Source organism: Pseudonocardia kunmingensis, from assembly GCF_006716445.1.
In the GTDB taxonomy this organism is placed as follows: Bacteria; Actinomycetota; Actinomycetes; order Mycobacteriales; family Pseudonocardiaceae; genus Pseudonocardia; species Pseudonocardia kunmingensis.
Map to the genome: position 1 here is coordinate 808,232 of NZ_VFPA01000003.1, position 18,250 is coordinate 826,481.

The 18,250-nt window shown below is 72.1% G+C and carries 17 protein-coding genes and 1 other annotated feature; of the genes, 8 read left to right on the forward strand and 9 right to left on the reverse strand.

The genetic code is table 11. From position 1 onward, the window contains the following. Position 1 precedes the first annotated feature (1 nt). The 3 genes from fmdA to FB558_RS26735 all read left to right on the forward strand — a co-directional run bounded on the left by fmdA (position 2) and on the right by FB558_RS26735 (position 3,947). Complete coding sequence (fmdA, locus tag FB558_RS26725; RefSeq protein WP_142057968.1) at positions 2-1,249, forward strand: formamidase; 1,248 nt, start codon at positions 2-4, stop codon at positions 1,247-1,249. A 361-nt stretch (positions 1,250-1,610) separates the two neighbouring features. Next, a protein-coding gene (locus FB558_RS26730; RefSeq protein ID WP_246106411.1) for an IS3 family transposase occupies positions 1,611-2,875 on the forward strand; the annotation gives its coding sequence in 2 pieces (ribosomal slippage) (positions 1,611-1,914 and positions 1,914-2,875; 1,266 coding nt in all). Beyond that, positions 1,901-2,032, forward strand: a sequence feature (AL1L pseudoknot). (Overlaps the previous gene by 132 nt.) 31 nt (positions 2,876-2,906) lie before the next feature. Next, entirely contained in the window at positions 2,907-3,947 is a 1,041-nt protein-coding gene (locus FB558_RS26735; protein WP_142057970.1) for an IS110 family RNA-guided transposase, read from the forward strand. Here FB558_RS26735 and FB558_RS26740 read toward each other — a convergent pair. Together FB558_RS26740 and FB558_RS26745 are read right to left on the reverse strand one after the other, a co-directional pair. After that, positions 3,936-5,399: a flavin-containing monooxygenase gene (locus FB558_RS26740; RefSeq protein ID WP_246106764.1), complete on the reverse strand. Its 1,464-nt coding sequence runs from the start codon at positions 5,397-5,399 to the stop codon at positions 3,936-3,938. The genes FB558_RS26735 and FB558_RS26740 overlap by 12 nt on opposite strands. A 62-nt stretch (positions 5,400-5,461) precedes the next feature. Beyond that, a complete protein-coding gene (locus FB558_RS26745) occupies positions 5,462-6,553 on the reverse strand; it encodes an NAD(P)/FAD-dependent oxidoreductase (RefSeq protein WP_142057974.1) in 1,092 nt (363 codons plus the stop codon). Between the two features lie 33 nt (positions 6,554-6,586). On the opposite strand from FB558_RS26745, the gene FB558_RS26750 reads away from it, so the two are divergent. Then, positions 6,587-7,426: a class I SAM-dependent methyltransferase gene (locus FB558_RS26750; protein ID WP_142057976.1), complete on the forward strand. Its 840-nt coding sequence runs from the start codon at positions 6,587-6,589 to the stop codon at positions 7,424-7,426. A 73-nt stretch (positions 7,427-7,499) separates the two neighbouring features. Here the strand turns inward: FB558_RS26750 and FB558_RS26755 are convergent, their stop codons facing one another. Genes FB558_RS26755 through FB558_RS26765 form a run of 3 tightly spaced genes read right to left on the reverse strand, consistent with a single transcriptional unit; the run spans position 7,500 to position 11,805 of the window. Continuing rightward, a complete protein-coding gene (locus tag FB558_RS26755) occupies positions 7,500-9,473 on the reverse strand; it encodes an ABC transporter ATP-binding protein (protein WP_142057978.1) in 1,974 nt (657 codons plus the stop codon). Continuing rightward, the gene (locus tag FB558_RS26760; protein WP_142057980.1) at positions 9,470-11,203 is read right to left on the reverse strand and encodes an ABC transporter ATP-binding protein; all 1,734 of its coding nucleotides are present in this window, start codon (positions 11,201-11,203) and stop codon (positions 9,470-9,472) included. The genes FB558_RS26755 and FB558_RS26760 overlap by 4 nt, the downstream gene beginning before the upstream one ends. Then, positions 11,197-11,805, reverse strand: a complete 609-nt coding sequence (locus tag FB558_RS26765) for a TetR/AcrR family transcriptional regulator (RefSeq protein ID WP_142057982.1) — start codon at positions 11,803-11,805, stop codon at positions 11,197-11,199. The genes FB558_RS26760 and FB558_RS26765 overlap by 7 nt, the downstream gene beginning before the upstream one ends. Positions 11,806-12,485: 680 nt before the next feature. Here FB558_RS26765 and FB558_RS26770 point away from each other — a divergent pair. Then, positions 12,486-13,574 (forward strand): malate/lactate/ureidoglycolate dehydrogenase, encoded by a 1,089-nt coding sequence (locus FB558_RS26770; protein WP_142057984.1) that lies wholly within the window; start codon positions 12,486-12,488, stop codon positions 13,572-13,574. Between the two features lies 1 nt (position 13,575). On the opposite strand, the gene FB558_RS26775 is transcribed toward FB558_RS26770, so the two are convergent. From FB558_RS26775 to FB558_RS26790, 4 genes are all read right to left on the reverse strand, one after another. Beyond that, positions 13,576-14,166: a TetR/AcrR family transcriptional regulator gene (locus FB558_RS26775; protein WP_211366861.1), complete on the reverse strand. Its 591-nt coding sequence runs from the start codon at positions 14,164-14,166 to the stop codon at positions 13,576-13,578. 68 nt (positions 14,167-14,234) lie between these two features. Further along, the gene (locus tag FB558_RS26780) at positions 14,235-14,912 is read right to left on the reverse strand and encodes a hypothetical protein (RefSeq protein WP_142057988.1); all 678 of its coding nucleotides are present in this window, start codon (positions 14,910-14,912) and stop codon (positions 14,235-14,237) included. Beyond that, complete coding sequence (locus FB558_RS26785) at positions 14,909-15,112, reverse strand: hypothetical protein (protein ID WP_142057990.1); 204 nt, start codon at positions 15,110-15,112, stop codon at positions 14,909-14,911. The genes FB558_RS26780 and FB558_RS26785 overlap by 4 nt, the downstream gene beginning before the upstream one ends. Positions 15,113-15,175: 63 nt before the next feature. Next, a complete protein-coding gene (locus tag FB558_RS26790; protein WP_142057992.1) occupies positions 15,176-15,772 on the reverse strand; it encodes an LURP-one-related family protein in 597 nt (198 codons plus the stop codon). 64 nt (positions 15,773-15,836) lie between these two features. Between FB558_RS26790 and FB558_RS26795 the strand changes: the two genes are divergently transcribed. Genes FB558_RS26795 through FB558_RS26805 form a run of 3 tightly spaced genes read left to right on the forward strand, consistent with a single transcriptional unit; the run spans position 15,837 to position 18,140 of the window. Continuing rightward, positions 15,837-16,682 carry a helix-turn-helix domain-containing protein gene (locus tag FB558_RS26795; RefSeq protein ID WP_142057994.1) on the forward strand — a complete coding sequence of 282 codons (846 nt, stop codon included), beginning with the start codon at positions 15,837-15,839 and terminating at the stop codon, positions 16,680-16,682. Positions 16,683-16,706: 24 nt separating this feature from the next. Further along, on the forward strand, positions 16,707-16,922 hold the full coding sequence (locus FB558_RS26800) for a DUF397 domain-containing protein (protein WP_142057995.1): 216 nt from the start codon (positions 16,707-16,709) through the stop codon (positions 16,920-16,922). 30 nt (positions 16,923-16,952) lie between these two features. Continuing rightward, complete coding sequence (locus FB558_RS26805) at positions 16,953-18,140, forward strand: plasmid pRiA4b ORF-3 family protein (protein WP_246106765.1); 1,188 nt, start codon at positions 16,953-16,955, stop codon at positions 18,138-18,140. Positions 18,141-18,250: the final 110 nt, after the last annotated feature.

Below are 18,250 nucleotides of genomic sequence, written 5' to 3' on the forward strand. Positions count from 1 at the left end.
CATGCCCGAGGTCGTGTTCACCGTCGAGCAGGCCAAGTCGATGCGCGACCAGCGGGTGCCCGGGCACAACCGCTGGCACCCCGACATCCCGCCCGCCGTGATGGTCAAGCCCGGAGACACGTTCCGGATCGAGTGCAAGGAGTGGACCGACGGCCAGATCGGCAACAACGACTCGGCCAACGACGTCCGGGACGTGGACCTCGATGTCGCGCACATGCTCAGCGGCCCGATCGGCGTGGAGGGCGCGGAGCCGGGTGACCTGCTGATCGTCGACATCCTCGACCTCGGGCCGGTGCCCCAGGAGGTCGGCGAGCACTGCGGCCAGGGCTGGGGCTACTCCGGGATCTTCGCCAAGGTCAACGGCGGCGGCTTCCTCACCGACTACTTCCCCGACGCCTACAAGGCGGTGTGGGACTTCCAGGGCCAGCAGTGCACCTCGCGGCACGTGCCGGGCGTGCGGATGACCGGCATCACCCACCCGGGGCTCTTCGGCACCGCGCCGTCGCCGGACCTGCTGGCGAGCTGGAACCAGCGCGAGCGGGCCCTGATCGCCACCGACCCCGACCGCGTGCCGCCGCTGGCGCTGCCGCCGCTGGCGAACGGCGTGCTCCCCGGAACCGCCACCGGTGCGGCCGCGGAGGCCATCGGGCGCGACGGCGCCCGCACCGTGCCGGCCCGGGAGAACGGTGGCAACCACGACATCAAGAACTTCACCCGCGGCAGCCGCATCTTCTACCCCGTGCACGTGCCGGGGGCCCTGCTCTCGGGCGGGGACCTGCACTTCAGCCAGGGGGACGGGGAGATCAACTTCTGCGGCGCCATCGAGATGGGCGGCTTCATCGACATGCACGTCGACCTGATCAAGGGCGGCATGGAGAAGTACGCGATCCGCAACAACCCGGTGTTCATGCCGGGCAACGTGGAGCCCCGCTACTCGGAGTTCCTCACGTTCATCGGCATCTCGGTGGACCACCGCGACAACAGCAACGCCTACATGGACGCGACGCTCGCCTACCGCAACGCCTGCCTCAACGCGATCGACTACCTCAAGCAGTGGGGCTACACCGGCGAGCAGGGCTACCTGATCCTGGGCACCGCGCCGATCGAGGGCCGCATCGGCGGCGTCGTGGACATCCCGAACGCCTGCTGCTCGGTCTTCCTGCCCACGGCGATCTTCGACACCGACATCCGCCCGAACGCCGAGGGTCCCCGCCGCACCGACCGCGGGCAGGTGTGCGTGACGTCCTGAATACGGGATTCGCATGACGAACGGCACTTTCGTCGGCTAGGTACCGACGAGAGTGCCTCAGTGTGAGCCTGGGCTGGCCGTTGATCCTCAGCGGCTAGGGTCCGGTCCTGATCACGTGGTGACTCAGAGAGTGCCTGCCACCGCCTGGTTGGCCTAGGAACGAATCGTCCAGCGTGGTCAGGGTTCGGGCCGGCTGGCCTGACTTGATAGAAGCGTGGGCAAGACGCAACCTCTACTGAGGTATGTCCGACCAGCCGACCCGTTCCGGATGCCTGTCTCCGATGGAAGGGACACCCGGACGTTCATGGTGAACCGCCCTGGGTCGTGGAGAGGCTCCTGATCTAGCAAGGAGACTGGAGCCGTGCCCGCACCTCGGAAGTTCGATGACGAGACCCGTGCCCGCGCCGTGCGCCTGTACGCCGACCGGCTGCGTGATCACGGGGCGTCCAAGCTCGCCGCCCGCAAGCACGTCGGTGAGCTGCTGGACATCAACCCGGGGACGATACGGAACTGGGTGGAGGCCGAGGAGCGCGCGGCTCGCCCGGCCAGGTCGGACGCGGACGGCTCGGCCGATACCGCGGCCGAGTTGCGGCGGCTGCGCGCCGAGAACGCCGAGTTGCGGCGGGTCAATGAGATTCTGAAGACTGCGAGTGCCTTTTTCGCGGCGGCGGAGCTCGACCGCCGACTCAAGTAAAGCTCTGCTACGTCCACGCCTATCGACACCGTTTCGGGGTCGAGCCGATCTGCGCCGTACTGTCCGAGCACGGCATGAAGATTGCCCCGGGAACCTACTACAAGTGGCTGACCTGCCCGGTCCGGCCACGCGAGTTGGAGGAAGCGTATCTGGTGAACGCGATCGTGGACCTGTATCGGCGGAACAAGCGCGTGTACGGAGTGCGGAAGATGTGGCACGCTGCGCGCCGCGCAGGACTGCGAATCGGGCGCGATCAGGTCGGGCGGCTGATGCGGATCGCGGGCATACAGGGGGTGCGCCGCGGCGCGCACCGCACCGTGACCACCAGCCGGGACGAGCGCGCGCCACGGCACCCGGACCTGGTCAAACGCGGCTGGAAGACGCCGAACCGACCGGACGCGATCTGGGTCGCGGACTTCACCTACGTGTGGACCGCGAGCGGGTTCTGCTACGTGTCGTTCATCACCGACGTCTATTCGCGCAGGATTCTCGGGTGGCGGGCGTCGATGAGCAAGACCAGCGACCTGGTCACGGCCGCGCTCGCGCAGGCGCTGTCGGCGCGCCGGCGGGCGAGTAGCGAGTTCACCGCCCGCGGTCTGATCCATCATTCCGACGCCGGCTCACAATACACGGCCCTGGCGTTCACTGAGGAGCTCGCCGAGGCCGGGATCGCGGGATCGATCGGCACGGTCGGCGACGCCCTGGACAACGCCCTCATGGAATCCACGATCGGCCTTTACAAGACCGAGTTGATCGTGCCCGGTGCGAGCCGCCGGAACTGGGTCGGACTTCGGCAGGTCGAACGCGAGACCGCCGAGTGGGTCCGCTGGTACAACCACGAAAGAATCCACTCATCCATCGACTACATGACACCAATAGAGCGGGAAGTCATGTATGCTCACACCATCGCCCAACGGGGCGAGGTGGCCTGAACGTCAGCCTCTCGCGATCCCAGGACGGTTCATGGTGGTCATTGGAATCGATCCGCACAAGCGCAGCCACACCGCCGTCGCTGTCGACGCGGTGGGGCGCAAGCTGAGCCAACTCACCGTGCCCAGCGATGACAACGGACTGTTGCGGTTGTGGGCCTGGGCGGCGCGGTTCGGCCCGGATCGGCGGTGGGCGGTCGAAGACGGCCGCGGGATCGCCGCTCGTCTGGTCCGCACCCTGATCGGGCAGGGCGCGGTGGTGGTGTGGGTGCCACCCAAGCTGATGGCCCAGTGCCGGGCCAGCGCCCGCACCCGCGGCAAGTCCGACCCCATCGACGCGCTCGCCATCGCCCGCGCCGCGGTGCGCGAGCCGGACCTGCCCACCGCGCACCTCGACGACGACGCCGCCGACTTGCGCCTGCTGAGCGACCGACGCGAGTACCTGGTCAAGGCGCGCACCGCCGCGGTCAACCAGCTGCGCTGGCACCTGCACGACCTCGCCCCGCACCTGGACGCCCCCGGCCGGCTGACCGGTCCACGACAGCTGGACCGGTTGGCCACCGCGTTGAGCGGGTTGACCGCAGGCGTGCGTCGCGACCTCGCCCTGGACCTGGTCACCGACATCCGTCGGCTGGGCGAGCAGATCCGTCAGCTCGACAAGCAACTCGCCGCGTTGGTCACCCCGCTCGCCCCGGCGCTGCTGGCCATCGTCGGGATCAACGTGGTGACCGCGGCCAAGATCCTCGGCGAGGTCGCCGGTGTCACCCGGTTCCGCTCCGCGGCGGCGTTCGCCATGCACACCGGCGTTGCCCCGATCCCGGTCTGGAGCAGCAACCGGCCCCAGTATCGACTCAACCGCGGCGGTAACCGTCAGCTCAACGCTTGCCTACATCGCATCGTGATCACTCAACTCAGCCACAGTGCCGAAGCCAAAGCCTGGCGGCAACGTTGGATCGCCCGGCGCCCCAACGCCACCGGCAAAGCCGCGCTACGCGCCCTCAAACGCCACCTGGCCGACGTCGTCTACCGCGCCCTCCACGCCGACCACCAACACCAACTCGCGTCAGCGGCTTGACATAGAAGCTTCGTTCGTCCGGATAGGAGCCGCGAACACCATGTCGCGCGTGACGTCGCCGAACCGGGTGGCGAGCAGGTCGAGCGGGTAGTTCTGCCGCAGCACCCACGGGTCCGCGCTGCCCTGCTTGGGCAGGACGTCGGCCGCGCGCCGCACGTACCCCGAGGTGAGGGCGAGCAGCGGGCGGGCGCTGACCGGGCCGTCGTGCTCCGGGGTGGCCGAGCGGTGGCCGTGGGCGTCCATGTGGGCGAGCAGGCGGCAGACGTAGCGCGCGGTGAGGTCGGCGCGCAGCGTCCAGGAGGCGTTGACGTAGCCGATGCACAGCGCGAGGTTCGGCACCCCCGACAGCAGGCAGCCGCGGTAGGTGACCGTGCGGCCGGTGTCGATCTCGGTGCCGTCGACGTCGATCCGCATCCCGCCGCCGACCTGCAGCTGCAGCCCGGTCGCGGTGACGACGACGTCGGCGGGCAGCTCGCGGCCGGACGCGAGGCGGACCGCGTCGGCGGAGAACCCGGCGACGGTGTCGGTGACGACGGTCGCGCGGCCCGTCCGGATCGCCCGGAACAGGTCGCCGTCGGGCACCACGCACAGCCGCTGGTCCCACGGCTGGTAGCGGGGCGTGAAGTCGCGGTCGATCACCTCGCGCTGCGGGATCTGGCGCTCGAGCCCCGCGCGCAGCACCCGCTTCGCCACGCCGGGAGCGCGCCGCGCGAGCTGGTAGAACGCCGAGGTCACGAGGATGTTCTTCCAGCGCACGATCCGGTGGCCCAGCCGTGACGGCAGCCGCTGCGCGAGCCGGTCGGTGCCGGGCAGCGCGATGACGTAGCTCGGGGAGCGCTGCAGCATCGTGACCTCGGCGCCCCGCTCCGCCAGTGCGGGGACCAGCGTGACGGCGGTGGCGCCGCTGCCGATCACGACGACCCGCTTCCCGGCGCAGTCCAGGTCGGGCGGCCAGTGCTGCGGGTGCACCACCTCGCCGCGGTACTCGTCGATGCCGGGCAGCTGCGGGCAGTAGCCCTGGTCGTAGCGGTAGTAGCCGCTGCAGAGGAACAGGAAGTCGCAGGTGCAGCGCTCGGTGCCGCCGTCGGCCGTGGTGACCTGCACCTCCCACCGCTGCTCCGCGCTCGACCACGACGCCGCCGTGACCCGCCTGCGGAAGCGCATGCGCCGGTCGATGCCGAACTCGGCGGCCGTGTCCTGCAGGTAGCGCCGGATCGTGGCGCCCTCGGCGATCGCGGTGGCCTCCGTCCAGGGCCGGAACGGGAAGCCGAGCGTGAACATGTCCGAGTCCGAGCGGATGCCGGGGAAGCGGAACAGGTCCCAGGTGCCGCCGATGCCGTCGCGGGCCTCGAGGATCGCGTACGTGCGCTGCGGGTGCTCGGTCTGCAGCCGGTAGGCGGCGTCGATCCCGGAGATCCCCGCACCGACGATGAGAACGTCGAGATGCTCCACACGGGGATCATCCCCGACGAACGGCACATTCGTCGGCCAGGAACCGACGGGAGTGCCGTTCGTCAGAAGCGGTCGGCGCGGTACGGGTTCAGGTCCAGCCCGGGCTCCTCTCCGAGGACCACCTCGGCGATCAGCGCGCCTGCGTAGGGCGCGAGCGTGAGCCCGCTCGGGCCGAACCCGGTGGCCAGCACGACGTTCGGGTGCCCGGGCAGGGCGCCGAGCACCGGCCCGGCGTCGGGTGTGGCGGGCCGGAAGCCCACCCGGGTCTCCAGGAGGGTGGCGTCGCGCAGGCCGGGCGCCACGGTGAGCGCCTCCTGGAGCACCTCGAGCTGCCCGGCGGCGGTCACCCGGTGGTCGAAGCCGGCGCCCGCCTCCCGGGTGGCGCCCACCACGACGCGGGAGTCCTCGAACGCGAGCAGGTAATGGCCGCTGCCCGACGGCGACACCACCGGCCACAGCGCGGTGTCCTGCTCCGGGGTGACGCGCAGGTGGGTGATCTGCCCGCGCTGCGGGGCGACCGGGAGGTCCACCCCGAGCGGTGCCACCAGTTGCCTGCTCCACGCTCCCGCCGCGACGACCACGGCGTCGGCGTCGAGGCGTTCACCGTCGACGCGGGTACCGTCCACGGCCAGCGCGGCCGTCCCCGTGCGCAGCTGCGCCCCGCGCCGGCGAGCGGCGTCGAGCAGGCTCGCCCGGACCTGCCGCCCGTCCACCCGGGCGCCGCCGGTGACGTGCACGGCGGACAGCCCGGGCGCGAGCGGCGGGAACAGCGCCCGGGCCTGCGCCTCGTCGAGCAGCGCGCCCTCCCCTGCCACCGGGTGCGCGCCGGCCCGGGCGGCGACCCGGCGCTGGACCGCACGCAGCGCGTCCCCGTCGTGGCTCGCGACGAGCGCCCCGACGACGGTGTAGGACGTGGGTTCGGGCGTGTCCTCGGCGAGCGCGGCCACGAGCCGCGGGTAGTAGCCCGCCGCCGGCGCGGCGATCCGGAAGTGGTCCTCGTCGGCCGTGGCCCACGGCGAGACGATCCCCGCCCCCGCCGCCGTGGCGCGCCCGGCCTGCGCGTCGTCCACGACAATCACGTCGACCCCGCGACGTGCGAGGTGGTAGGCCACACCAGCCCCCGAGATACCTGATCCGATCACGACGACGCGCACCCCGCGATCAGATCACGTACGGAAGCAGGAGACATGACCGAGCTCGACACCGCGATCGCCGCGAACCGCGCCAACTGGGACCAGCGCGCCGACGTCCACGCGCGGTCGCGGATGTACGACGTCGACGGGTTCCTCGCAGACCGGTCGGTGATCTCCCAGGTCGTCCGCAACGACCTCGCGGTCCTCGCGCCGCACCTGGAGGGCGCGACCGTGGCCGGGAGGTCGCTGCTGCACCTGCAGTGCCACATCGGCACCGACACGGTCAGCTGGGCCCGCCTGGGCGCGGTGGAGGTCCACGGCCTCGACCTCTCCCCCGGCTCGCTGGCGCACGCCCGACGCATCGCCGAGGCCGACGGCGCGGAAATCACGTGGGTCGAGGGTGACGCCCGCACCGCGTCGTCGGTGATCGACCGCCGGTTCGACGTGGTCGTCACGAGCGCGGGCACCATCGTGTGGCTGCCCGAGCTGCGCGCGTGGGGCCGCTCGATCCACGACCTGCTCGAACCGGGCGGGGTCTTCGCGATCCGCGACGACCACCCGCTCCTGGGCGCCATGGACTTCGAGCCGTGGGAGGTGACCGGCGACTACCTCAGCGGTGGCGGCGTGAACACCTACGACGAGGCCGGCACCTACACGGACGGGCCCGTCGACGCCATCACGCACACCGTCAACCACGAGTGGCGCCACGACCTCGCCGAGGTCACCGGCGCGCTGCTCGACGCGGGCCTGGTGATCGAGGCGCTCGGCGAGCACCCGTTCATGGACTGGCGCCCCTTCGCGGCCCTGGAGCAGTGCCCGGAGGGCTGGCGCCTCCCGGAAGGCAGCCCGCGGATCCCGCTGACGTTCTCGCTGGTCGCCCGCCGCCCACGCTGACATCCCAACCCGCACCTTGGAGCCTTACTGCTGATTGTCGGGTCTGAAACAGCAGTACGGCTCCAAGGTGCGGTCAGTCGGGGGTGGATGCGGCTGCGGCGAACTGGCTCTCGTACAGCGCTGCGTACGCGCCCCCCGACGCCAGCAGCTCCTCGTGGGTGCCCTGCTCCACGATCCGGCCGGCCTCCATCACCAGGATCAGGTCGGCGTCGCGGATCGTCGAGAGGCGGTGGGCGATCACGAAGCTGGTGCGGTCGGTGCGCAGCGCCGCCATCGCGTGCTGCACCAGCAGCTCGGTGCGGGTGTCCACCGAGCTGGTGGCCTCGTCGAGGATGAGCAGCGTCGGGGCGGCGAGGAACGCCCGCGCGATCGTGATCAGCTGCTTCTCCCCCGCGCTGACGTTCGAGCCCTCGTCGTCGATCACCGTGTCGTAGCCGTCGGGGAGGCTGCGCACGAACCGGTCGACGTAGGTGGCCCGGGCCGCCGCGAGCACCTGCTCGTCGTTCGCGGACGGGTCGCCGTAGCGGATGTTGTCGCGGATCGTGCCGCCGAACAGCCACGTGTCCTGCAGCACCATCCCGATGCCGGAGCGCAGCATCGCGCGGTCCATCTCGGCCGTGTCCACGCCGTCGAGGGTGATGCGGCCCGCGTCGAGCTCGTAGAAGCGCATGACCAGGTTGACGAGCGTGGTCTTGCCCGCCCCGGTCGGGCCGACGATCGCGACCGTCTGCCCGGGTTCGGCGGTGAGCGAGAGGTCCTCGATCAGCGGCTCGTCGGGCCGGTAGCGGAACGAGACGCCCTCGAACACCACGCGCCCGCAGCGCGTCTGCGGGACAGCGGGCCGCGCCGGGTCGGGCTGCTGCTCCTCGGCGTCGAGCAGCTCGAACACCCGCTCCGCCGACGCCACCCCGGACTGCAGCAGGTTCACCATCGACGCCAGCTGCGTGAGCGGCTGGGTGAACTGGCGGGAGTACTGGATGAACGCCTGCACCTCGCCGAGGCTCATCGCCCCCGACGCCACGCGCAGGCCGCCGACCACGGCGACCAGCACGTAGTTCAGGTTCCCGATGAACATCATCGCCGGCATGATGATCCCGGAGATGAACTGGGCCCGGTAGCTCGCGTCGAACAGCCGCTCGTTGCGGGCGTCGAACTCGGCCTCCACCTCGCGGCGCCGCCCGAACACGCGCACCAGCTGGTGCCCGGTGAACGCCTCCTCGATGTGCGCGTTCAGCGTGCCGGTGTGGCGCCACTGCGCCACGAACTGCTTCTGCGAGCGGGCCGCGATCGCCTTGGTGACCAGCAGCGACACCGGGATCGTCACGAGCGCCACCAGCGCGAGCAGCGGCGAGAGCACCAGCATCATCACCACGACGCCCACGACCGTGAGCAGGGACGTGAGCAGCTGGCTCATGGTCTGCTGCAGGCTCTGGGAGATGTTGTCGATGTCGTTGGTGACGCGGCTGAGCACCTCGCCGCGGGGCTGGCGGTCGAAGTAGCGCAATGGGAGCCGGTTGATCTTCTCCTCGACGTCGCGGCGCAGCGCGAAGATCGTGCGCTGCACGACGCCGTTGAGCAGCCAGCCCTGCGCCCACCCGAACAGCGAGGCCGCCACGTAGATCACGACGACCCCGAGCAGGACGCGGCCGAGCAGGTCGAAGTCGATGCCCGCGCCCGGGACCACACCGGCGCCCTCGATGACGTTCGCGTACGTCTCGTCGCCCGCCGCCCGCGCCGCGTCCGCGGCCTCCTGGGCGGAACCGCCGGGCGGCAGCCCCCGCCCGATCACGCCGGCGAAGATGACGTCGGTGGCGAGGCCGAGCACGAGCGGCCCGACCACGTTGAGCGCCACGCTGATCACGCCGAGGACGACGACCGCGACCACACCGAGCCGCTCGGGGGCGAGCCGCCCCAGCAGCCGGCGCGCCGACGGCCCGAAATCCATCGACTTCTCCGCGGGCATGCCCATCGACCCCCAGCCGGGGCCGCCGCGGCGCGCGTTCGTCATCTCGCGCGCCGCGCGGTTGGTCTCACCCGGGCGGGTCATGCCACTTCCTCCGCACTGAACTGGGACGCGACGATCTCGGCGTAGGTCGGGCAGCTCGCCAGCAGCTCGTGGTGGTCCCCGATCCCGACCACCGCGCCGTCGTCGAGCACGACGATCTGGTCGGCGTCCCGGATGCTGGCGACGCGCTGGCCGACGACGACCACCGTCGCCGTGGCCGTGACGGGCCGCAGCGCCGCGCGCAGCCGCGCGTCGGTGGCCAGGTCGAGCGCCGAGAACGAGTCGTCGAACAGGTAGATCTGCGGCTGCCGGACCAGCACCCGCGCGATCGCGAGGCGCTGGCGCTGGCCGCCGGAGACGCTGGTGCCGCCCTGCGCGACGGGCGTCTCGAGGCCGTCGGGCATCGCGTGCACGAACTCGGCGGCCTGCGCCACCTCCAGCGCCTCCCACAGCTGCGCGTCCGTGGCGTCGGGGTTGCCGTAGCGCAGGTTGCTCGCCACGGTGCCGGAGAACAGGTAGGGCTTCTGCGGCACGATCCCGACCCTGCTCCACAGGTACTCGGGGTCCAGGTCGCGCACGTCGACGCCGTCCACCCGCACCTCGCCCGCGGTGGCGTCGAACAGCCGGGGCACCAACCCGAGCAGCGTGGTCTTGCCCGCTCCGGTGCTGCCGATGATCGCGGTGGTCGTGCCCGGCGCCGCCGTGAGCGTCACGTCGTGGAGCACGGGCGCGTCGGCGCCCGGGTAGGAGAACCCGGCGCCCCGCAGCTCGAGCACCCCGGTGGCGGCGGCCGGCGTGACCGGCTGCGTCGGCGGCGCCACCGACGACGTGGTGTCGAGCACCTCGGTGATCCGCTCCGCGCACACCGCCGCGCGCGGGATCATGATCACCATGAAGGTGGCCATCATGACGGCCATCAGGATCTGGATCAGGTAGGCCAGGAACGCCGTGAGCGCCCCGATCTGCATCTGCCCGGCGTCGATCCGGGCGGCGCCGAACCACAGCACGGCCACGCTCGACAGGTTCAGCACGAGCATCACGATCGGGAAGACCAGCGCCATCAACCGCCCCACCCGCGTGGCCACGTCGGTGAGCGCGGCGTTCGCGCCCTCGAACCGCGCGGTCTCCTGCGGCTCCCGCACGAACGCGCGCACGACGCGGATGCCGGTGATCTGCTCGCGCAGCACGCGGTTGACCTCGTCGATGCGGGTCTGCATCACCCGGAAGCCGGGCACCATCCGGATGATCACCGCGCCGACGGCGAGCACCAGCACCGGAACGCACACCAGCATCAGCCACGACAGCTGCACGTCCTCCTGCAGCGCCATCACGACGCCGCCGAAGCACATGATCGGCGCCGTCACGAGCATCGTGCAGGACAGCAGCACGAGCATCTGCACCTGCTGCACGTCGTTGGTGCCACGGGTGATCAGCGACGGGGCGCCGAAGCGGTTGACCTCCCGCACGGAGAACTCCCCGACCCGGTGGAACAGCGCCGCGCGCACGTCGCGCCCGAACCCCATCGCCGTGCGCGCGCCGAGGTAGACCGCGGCGACGGAGCAGACGATCTGCACGAGCGTGACCAGCAGCATCCAGCCGCCGACGGACATGATGTAGCCGGTGTCGCCCCGGGCGATGCCGCGGTCGATGATGTCGGCGTTCAGGCTCGGCAGGTAGAGCGAGGCCATCGTCCCGGCGAACTGCAGCAGCACCACCCACAGCAACGGCCGGGCGTAGGGGCGCAGGTGGGCCCGCAGTAGGCGGATCAGCATCGGGGTTCCTCGGGAGTGGTGGGGGCGAGCAGGCCGTCGAGCAGGATCGCGACGATCTGCGGTGCGTCGAGCGGGTGGCCGTCGGCGATCATCGGGTGCGTCCCGGAGAAGACGAGCAGGCGCAGCACGTGCGCCAGCTCCGCCGCCGGGACGCGCAGCGCGTCCTCGTCCGGGCCGACGAGGTCGACGACCGCGGCGCGGAACCCGTCGTTGATGCCGGGCTGCGGCGGTTTGCGCATCCGGTCCGGGGGCCCGGCCCAGCCCAGCGCGTGGAGCAGGCCGAACACCTCCGACAGGCGCCGCTGCAGCACCACGACCGCCGCCGTCAGCCGCGGCCGGAGCGGGAGGGAGCGGTCGATCGCGGCCAGCTCCCGCAACGTGGGCTCCGGGTCGAACGCCTGCGCGACGGCGGCCTGGACCAGCGACTCCTTGTCGGGGAAGACGCGGAACAGCGTGCCCTCCGCGACGCCCGCGGCCTCGGCGATCTGGCGGGTGGTCACCTCCGTGCCGTGCCGGCGCACCAGCGGCAGCGTCGCCGCGAGGATCGCGGCGCGCCGGGCCTCGGGCGCCATCCGCCGGGCGCGACCGCTGGGGGTACTCACTCCGACGAGAGTAAATGAGTGCGCACTCAGTAGGCGACCGGGTTTCGCCGCGAGCCGAATCCCAGGCCGTCGCACACCGACTTCGGTGGTCCCACACCGACTGCAGTCGGTGTGGGAGCACCACAGTCGGTGTGGGAGCCGCGGACGCCAGGGCACGGCGCTCGGACGCGCGCCGGCAGCTCGCACACCGACATCTGCGCTGCCACATCGACTGCAGTCGGTGTGCGAGGCCTGCAATCGGTGTGCCAGCACCACAGTCGGTGCGTGAGCCACCGCCCCGGAGGCGGCCGGCCGCGGCGTCCGGGAGGTCGCACACCGACATCTGCGCTGCCGCACCGACTGCAGTCGGTGTGCGAGGCCTGCAATCGGTGTGCCAGCACCACAGTCGGTGCGTGAGCCACCGCCCCGGAGGCGGGCGGCCGCGGCGTCGGAGTTCGCACACCGACATCTGCGCTCCCACACCGACTGCAGTCGGTGCGCGAGGCCTGCAATCGGTGTGCCAGCACCACAGTCGGTGCGTGAGCCACCGCCCCGGAGGCGGGCGGCCGCGGCGTCGGAGGTCGCACACCGACTTCGGTGCTGCCACACCGACTGCAGTCGGTGTGCGAGGCCTGCAGTCGGTGTGTGAGTGATCTCCCCCGACCGGGGTTGCCTTCCGGCTCGTCGGTCATGCTGGGGCCGTGACGAATGCGGGAGCGGTTCGGCTGGTCGGTGCCCGGGAACTGGAGAAGCTGGTCGCGGCGATCTTCACCGCGGCCGGGTGTGCGGACGTGGAGGGCGCGCTGATCGCCCGCGAGCTGGTGGGCGCCAACCTGGCGGGCCACGACAGCCACGGCGTCGTCCGGGTGCCGCTCTACGTCGACTGGATGCGGGAGGGGTACGTCCTCGCCGGGCAGCAGGCGCAGGTCGTCACGGACGGCGGGGCGTTCGTCGTGCTCGACGGCCGGCACGGGTTCGGCCAGACGGTCGCCGCGCAGGCCGTGGCGCTCGGCGTGGAGCGGGCCCAGGAGAACGGCAGCTGCATCGTCGCCCTGCGCAACGCGGGCCACATCGGACGCGTCGGGGCCTACGCCGAGACCGCGCTCGCCGCGGGGCTGGTCTCGATCTACTTCGTCAACGTCGCGGGCTCGCCGCTGGTCGCGCCGTTCGGGGCGGTGGAGCGGCGCTTCTCGACGGCGCCGTTCGCCGTCGGCGTGCCGCTGCCGGAGCGCCCGGTGGTGCTGGACTTCGCCACGTCGCTGGTCGCGGAGGGCAAGGTGCAGGTGGCCTCCTACGGTGGACGGCCGCTGCCGCCGGACGCGCTGATCGCGCCCGACGGCACGACCTCGGACGACCCGCGCGTCCTCTACGGCGACTACGGCCCCACCGACCTGCGCCGGCCCGGCGGCGGCGAGGGCGCGATCCGCGCCTTCGGCGACCACAAGGGCTCGGGACTTGCGCTGATGTGCGAGCTGCTCGCCGGGGCGTTCACCGCCGGTGGTTGCGCCGGTCCGCTCGACGGCCCGCGTCGGGGCATCACGAACGGCATGCTGGCGGTCTTCCTCTCCCCCGCCCACTTCGGCACGCAGGCCGAGTTCGAGCGCATCGCGCGCGAGTACCTGGACTGGGTGCTCGCCGCGCGACCGGCGGACCCGGCCGCACCGGTCCTCGCCCCGGGCGACCCGGAGAACGCGACGCGCAGCGCGCGCCTCGCCGAGGGGGTGCCCCTGCCGGTGGACACCTGGGCCGCCATCGTCCGGACCGCGCAGGCGCTCGGCGTCGCGGCCTGACTCACGGGCGGAGGAGACCGCCGTCGAGCAGCGGGCGCAGCACCTGCCTGCGCAGCAGCGGCACGTCCTCCTCGCTGATCGTCCGCATGCCGCCCAGGTGCAGTACCGCGAGCCCGTGCACGAGGGCCCACGTCGTGCGCAGGGCGGTGTCGACGGGAACCGCGAGCCGGCCACCCTCGGCGAGCCGGCCCAGCACGGCACCCAGCTCGGCGAGCGCCGCGAGGCCGGCGTCGCTCTGCGGCTCCCGGCCGCGGGTGGAGAACATCACCGCGGCGTGCGCGGGGTGGGCGACCACCCATCCGATGTAGTCCGAGCCCTGCTCGAGCAGCGCCTCGACCGGGTCGTCGGGGTGCCGGGCGGCCGCGGCGCGCAGCACGTCACGCAGCTGCCCGAACCCGGCGGCCGCGATCTCCCCGAGGAGCGCGGCGCGGTTCGCGAAGTGCCGGTACGGCGCCGCGGCGCTGACCCCTGCCGCCCGGGCCGCGGTGGCGAGGCTGAAGCCCTCGACGCCGTGGGTCTCGATGAGCTCGAGCGAGGCGTCGATCAGGGCCTGGCGCAGCGCACCGTGGTGGTAGCCGGACCGCTCGGGCACGGCGACCACCCTGCCCCACCCCGGTCGCCCCGCCGGGCGCGGGGCTCACCCCGAGGCCGCGCGCCGCACTAGTGGTTCCCACCGGAGGTTCGTCGGGGGTATCGGTGGATCCAGCTTCTCGCTGGGCGTGCCGGCGGGCAGCCCTCGTACCGGGCGTACTCGGGCTGTCCGCCGGTGCGTCCAGCGGGGAGCTGGGCCGCCGAGCCCCTGGGCGAACCTCCGGCGGGGACCACTAGCACCCGGCGCGCGAGCGCGAAGGCGGGCACCCCGACCGCGACGGCGACGACGGCCGCGAGCTTGGCCCGGGAGACGGACGCGTGCGCGGCGGCGAGCCACGCCGGGAACCCGAGCGGGTCGGCGAGCATCGCGAGCGACAGCGCGTTCTCCAGCAGGTCGAGGCCGGGCGCGAGCGCGGTCCACGGCGCGGAGCGGCGCAGGACGGACGCGCCCCAGGGGTCGTGCGGCGCGAGCAGCCGGGCCGCCAGTGCGGTGGCGAGCACCGCGACGGCCGCCAGGGCCGCGATCCAGAGGAGGTCGACGAGCTCGGTGGCCACCATCTCCTCGAGCGTCCCCTGGGCGAGCAGCCGGCGGTGCCACGAACGCACCAGCTCGGCGTCGCCGGTCGTGTTGGCCACGCCGAGCGCCACCGGGTGTCGCACCGTCGCGAACACGGACTGCAGCAGGACCTGTGCGACCACGGCCACCACGACCGCTGCCGCGAGCAGGCGGACGAGCCTGCCGGTCACGACGCCCGCCGGGCGAAGAGCCGGCGCAGCCGCGCGCGCTGCCACAGGTACGCGCCGGTGAGCACCAGCAGCGGGAACACCACCACCGTCAGCAGGCCGCGCAGCCCGGACGCGGATGCCGGCGGCAGGTAGACGTACACGCCGACGAGGACCGCGAGCCCGATGTGCACGGCCCGGACGACGGCGCGCTCTCTCCTCATGCCGCCGATGTTAATGTCATTAACATCGGCGGGGCAACGCCGAGACCGGGCGGGTCCGGGCCCTCACCGCGACTGGAGCGCGTCGAGCGCCACCGCCATGGCGGCCGCCACCCGGAAGTCGACGCGCGGGTCGGGGACGTCGACGGTGTAGCGGTCCCGGACCGACTTCTGCCGCTCGCTGACGAGCACCGGCTGCCCGGTGGCCGTGTCCACGAAGTCGAAGTGGAAGACGAACGGCACCCAGAGGTCGCCGATGAACGGGATGAAGTCCCACACCCTGCGCACGACGGCCAGCACCGGCCTGCGCTCCCTCCCGACGGCCGCGTAGCCCGGCCCCGTGAGGTGCCACGTCGAGCGCAGCAGGCTCGCGCCGAAGTCCTTGCGGAAGGTGCCGAGCGCGGTGCCGTGCTCGTCGAACACGTCGTGCTCGGCGCGCACGTCGAGGCGCTGGCGGGCCTTGAAGGAGAACACCGGGCGCGACCGGGACTCGTCGGCGTAGAAGGTGACCTCCTCCCGCAGCTTCATGCGCTTCTGCTGCGCGAACGCCAGCAGCGGGCCCTCGGTGCCATCCGGGTCGGCGCCGCGGATCTCGTAGCGGTTGACCATCATCGTGATCCGCTGGCGGACGAAGAACCGCGGGACGTGCATCGGAGCGGTCATGGACGCGAGTCTGGCACCACCGGCGGATCTTTCACCTCGCATCTCCCACTGACACTCTGTGACCATGGCTGTGCGCAGCGGCGCCCTCGTCCGCAGACGGCAACTCGCCCGCATCCTGCGCGGGCTGCGCCAGAAGGCCGGCATGACCATCGAGGACGCCGCGCCCAAGCTGGACTTCTCCCCGAGCAAGCTCAGCCGCATCGAGAACGCCCACCAGGGCGTCGACGTCCACGCCGTGCGCACGATGATGGACGTCTTCGGCGTCGGCGGGGACCGGTGGAACGCGATCCTCGATCTCACCCGCGAGGCCAGTGGCAAGGGCTGGTGGCGCGCCTACGGCCTGGACGACCAGGGCTACGTGCCCCTCGAGGCCGAGGCCAGCGGGGTGCGCGAGTACACGGTGAACTACCTGCCCGGGCTCCTGCAGACCGCCGACTACGCGCGAGCGCTGTTCGAGAGCTCGATGCACGTCGGCAGCCGGGCGGTGCGGGAGAACGACGTCGAGGTCCGCATGATCCGCCAGGATCGGCTCCGCGACCCGGAGAACCCGCTGACGTTGACCGCGGTGATCGAGGAGTCGGCGCTGCGGCGGGTGATCGGCGGCCCCGATGTGATGTGCGCGCAGCTCGCGCAGGTGTGGGAGGCCGCCGCGCTCGAGACCGTCACCATCCAGGTGCTCCCGCCCGACGCCTGCGCGCACCCGAGCGTGACCGGAGCGTTCATCGTCCTCAGCTTCGACGGGCTCGGCGAGCCGGACATCGGCTACGTCGAGCACCCCATGGGAGCGGTCCATATCGAGAAGGCCGAGGACGTCGCGCGCGGTAGGGTCGTGTTCGACCGCCTGCGCGCGCTGGCGCTGGACCCGGCCGAGTCCGCGGCCCTGATCGAGCGGGTGGCCATGGAGCTGTGAGGCCGCGACGCGAAGAGGTGCCCGATGCCCGTCCCGAACCTCGACGACCTGGCCTGGCGCACGAGCAGCTTCAGCGGCAGCGGCGGCGCCAGCAGCGGCTGCGTCGAGGTGGCCCCCCTGCCCGGGGGCGACATCGCCGTCCGGGACACGAAGGACCGGTCCCGGGCGCCCCACCGCCACTCGGCGTCGGCATGGCGAGCGTTCCTCGCCGGCCTCCGAGCGGGCGAGTTCGGCTCCTGACCGGGCGGGGTCGCTCAGTACCCTCGCGCGGTGATCCGGAGCTTCGAGGTCGCCGACGCCGCGCGTCGATGCCGGGCGCTGAGCCACGCAGAGGCCCTGGCCGAGTGGGTCGGCTCAGGCCGGCCGGTGACCGGCAAGCGGGTGCTGCGACGCGCGGACGTGGCGGCGGCGTGCGCCGCGGTCGGTGTCACGGCGCCGGAGCGGCTGCGCAGCGCGGCGGACCTGCCCGACCTGCAGCATCCGTGGACCGCTGCGCTCGCTGCCGGCCTGCTGTCGGTCGAGGGCAGCCGAGCCGTACCGGGTCCGGCCCGTCCCGGCTGGCACTCGGCCCCCGACGGCGACGTACTCGCCGGATGGTTGCGAGGGCTCGCAAGGGTGTTGGCCGACGCCTATGCCGAGGGCGACGACGCCGACTCCCTGAAGATCGGCCGGCTGCTGCTGACCGTCCTCGCCGCCGACCCGGCCCCGGCGCGGGACGACCTGTACCTGACGATCGTTGACGTCCTCCACGCAGCGGACCCCGCCTTGGTAAGGATCTTCACTCGCGGTCTCCGTGACCCGATGGAAGCGGTGATGGAGCAACTGGCCGCCTTCGGCACCGTCGACCCCGATCAGTGGCGCATCACCCCACTCGGTCGCTGGGCTCTCCGGCAGATCGGCGCGCACGGGGTGTCACTGCTCGGTTCGTCCGACGCGGAGGGCGCGGTCTCCGGGATCTGCGAGATCAAGGTGACGCTCCGGAACGTCCGCCCGGCCTGCTGGCGCCGGGTCCTCGTGCCTGCCGAGGTGACGCTGGGCGACCTGCACGAGGTCATCCGGATCGCCTTCGCATGGGACGACGACCATCTCCACGTCTTCACCGTCGGGCCGCGCCGGTACGGCGATCCGTATTTCGACTTCGAGTACGACGAGGACGCGATCACCCTGTCCGCCGCGTTCGCCCGCACCCGCAAGCCGATCACGTACGTCTACGACCTCGGGGACAGCTGGGAACACGAGATCCTCCTGGAGAAGACCGTCGAGCCGGACGCGTCCGTCACCTACCCGCTCTGCGTCGACGGCCGCGGGGACGCACCCGTCGAGGACTGGATCGAGGACGAGGAGCCTGCCTGGATCACCTTCGACCAGGCGGACATCAACGTCCGGCTCGCTCGGTTGAGCGACGGAGCGCAGGAGATCGAGGTGGACCTCGGCTCTCCCACGGCTGACGGTCGGTGATCGATCCGAGCAGCGCGCCGGCACGGTCGGCGGCACCCTGTCGTGCTGATCGGAACGATCTGCGCGCTGTGATCGATCCGAGATGCGCGGCAGTGCGGCCAGGCGGTCGC

Excerpts from the sequence above, each read along its gene's own strand:
- fmdA (WP_142057968.1), top strand. The coding sequence starts at position 2 with ATGCCCGAGGTCGTGTTCACCGTCGAGCAGGCCAAGTCGATGCGCGAC.
- FB558_RS26795 (WP_142057994.1), top strand. The coding sequence starts at position 15,837 with ATGGCTGTGCGCAGCGGCGCCCTCGTCCGCAGACGGCAACTCGCCCGC.
- FB558_RS26785 (WP_142057990.1), bottom strand. The coding sequence starts at position 15,112 with ATGAGGAGAGAGCGCGCCGTCGTCCGGGCCGTGCACATCGGGCTCGCG.
- FB558_RS26735 (WP_142057970.1), top strand. The coding sequence starts at position 2,907 with ATGGTGGTCATTGGAATCGATCCGCACAAGCGCAGCCACACCGCCGTC.
- FB558_RS26800 (WP_142057995.1), top strand. The coding sequence starts at position 16,707 with ATGCCCGTCCCGAACCTCGACGACCTGGCCTGGCGCACGAGCAGCTTC.
- FB558_RS26760 (WP_142057980.1), bottom strand. The coding sequence starts at position 11,203 with ATGCTGATCCGCCTACTGCGGGCCCACCTGCGCCCCTACGCCCGGCCG.
- FB558_RS26750 (WP_142057976.1), top strand. The coding sequence starts at position 6,587 with ATGACCGAGCTCGACACCGCGATCGCCGCGAACCGCGCCAACTGGGAC.
- FB558_RS26755 (WP_142057978.1), bottom strand. The coding sequence starts at position 9,473 with ATGACCCGCCCGGGTGAGACCAACCGCGCGGCGCGCGAGATGACGAAC.
- FB558_RS26790 (WP_142057992.1), bottom strand. The coding sequence starts at position 15,772 with ATGACCGCTCCGATGCACGTCCCGCGGTTCTTCGTCCGCCAGCGGATC.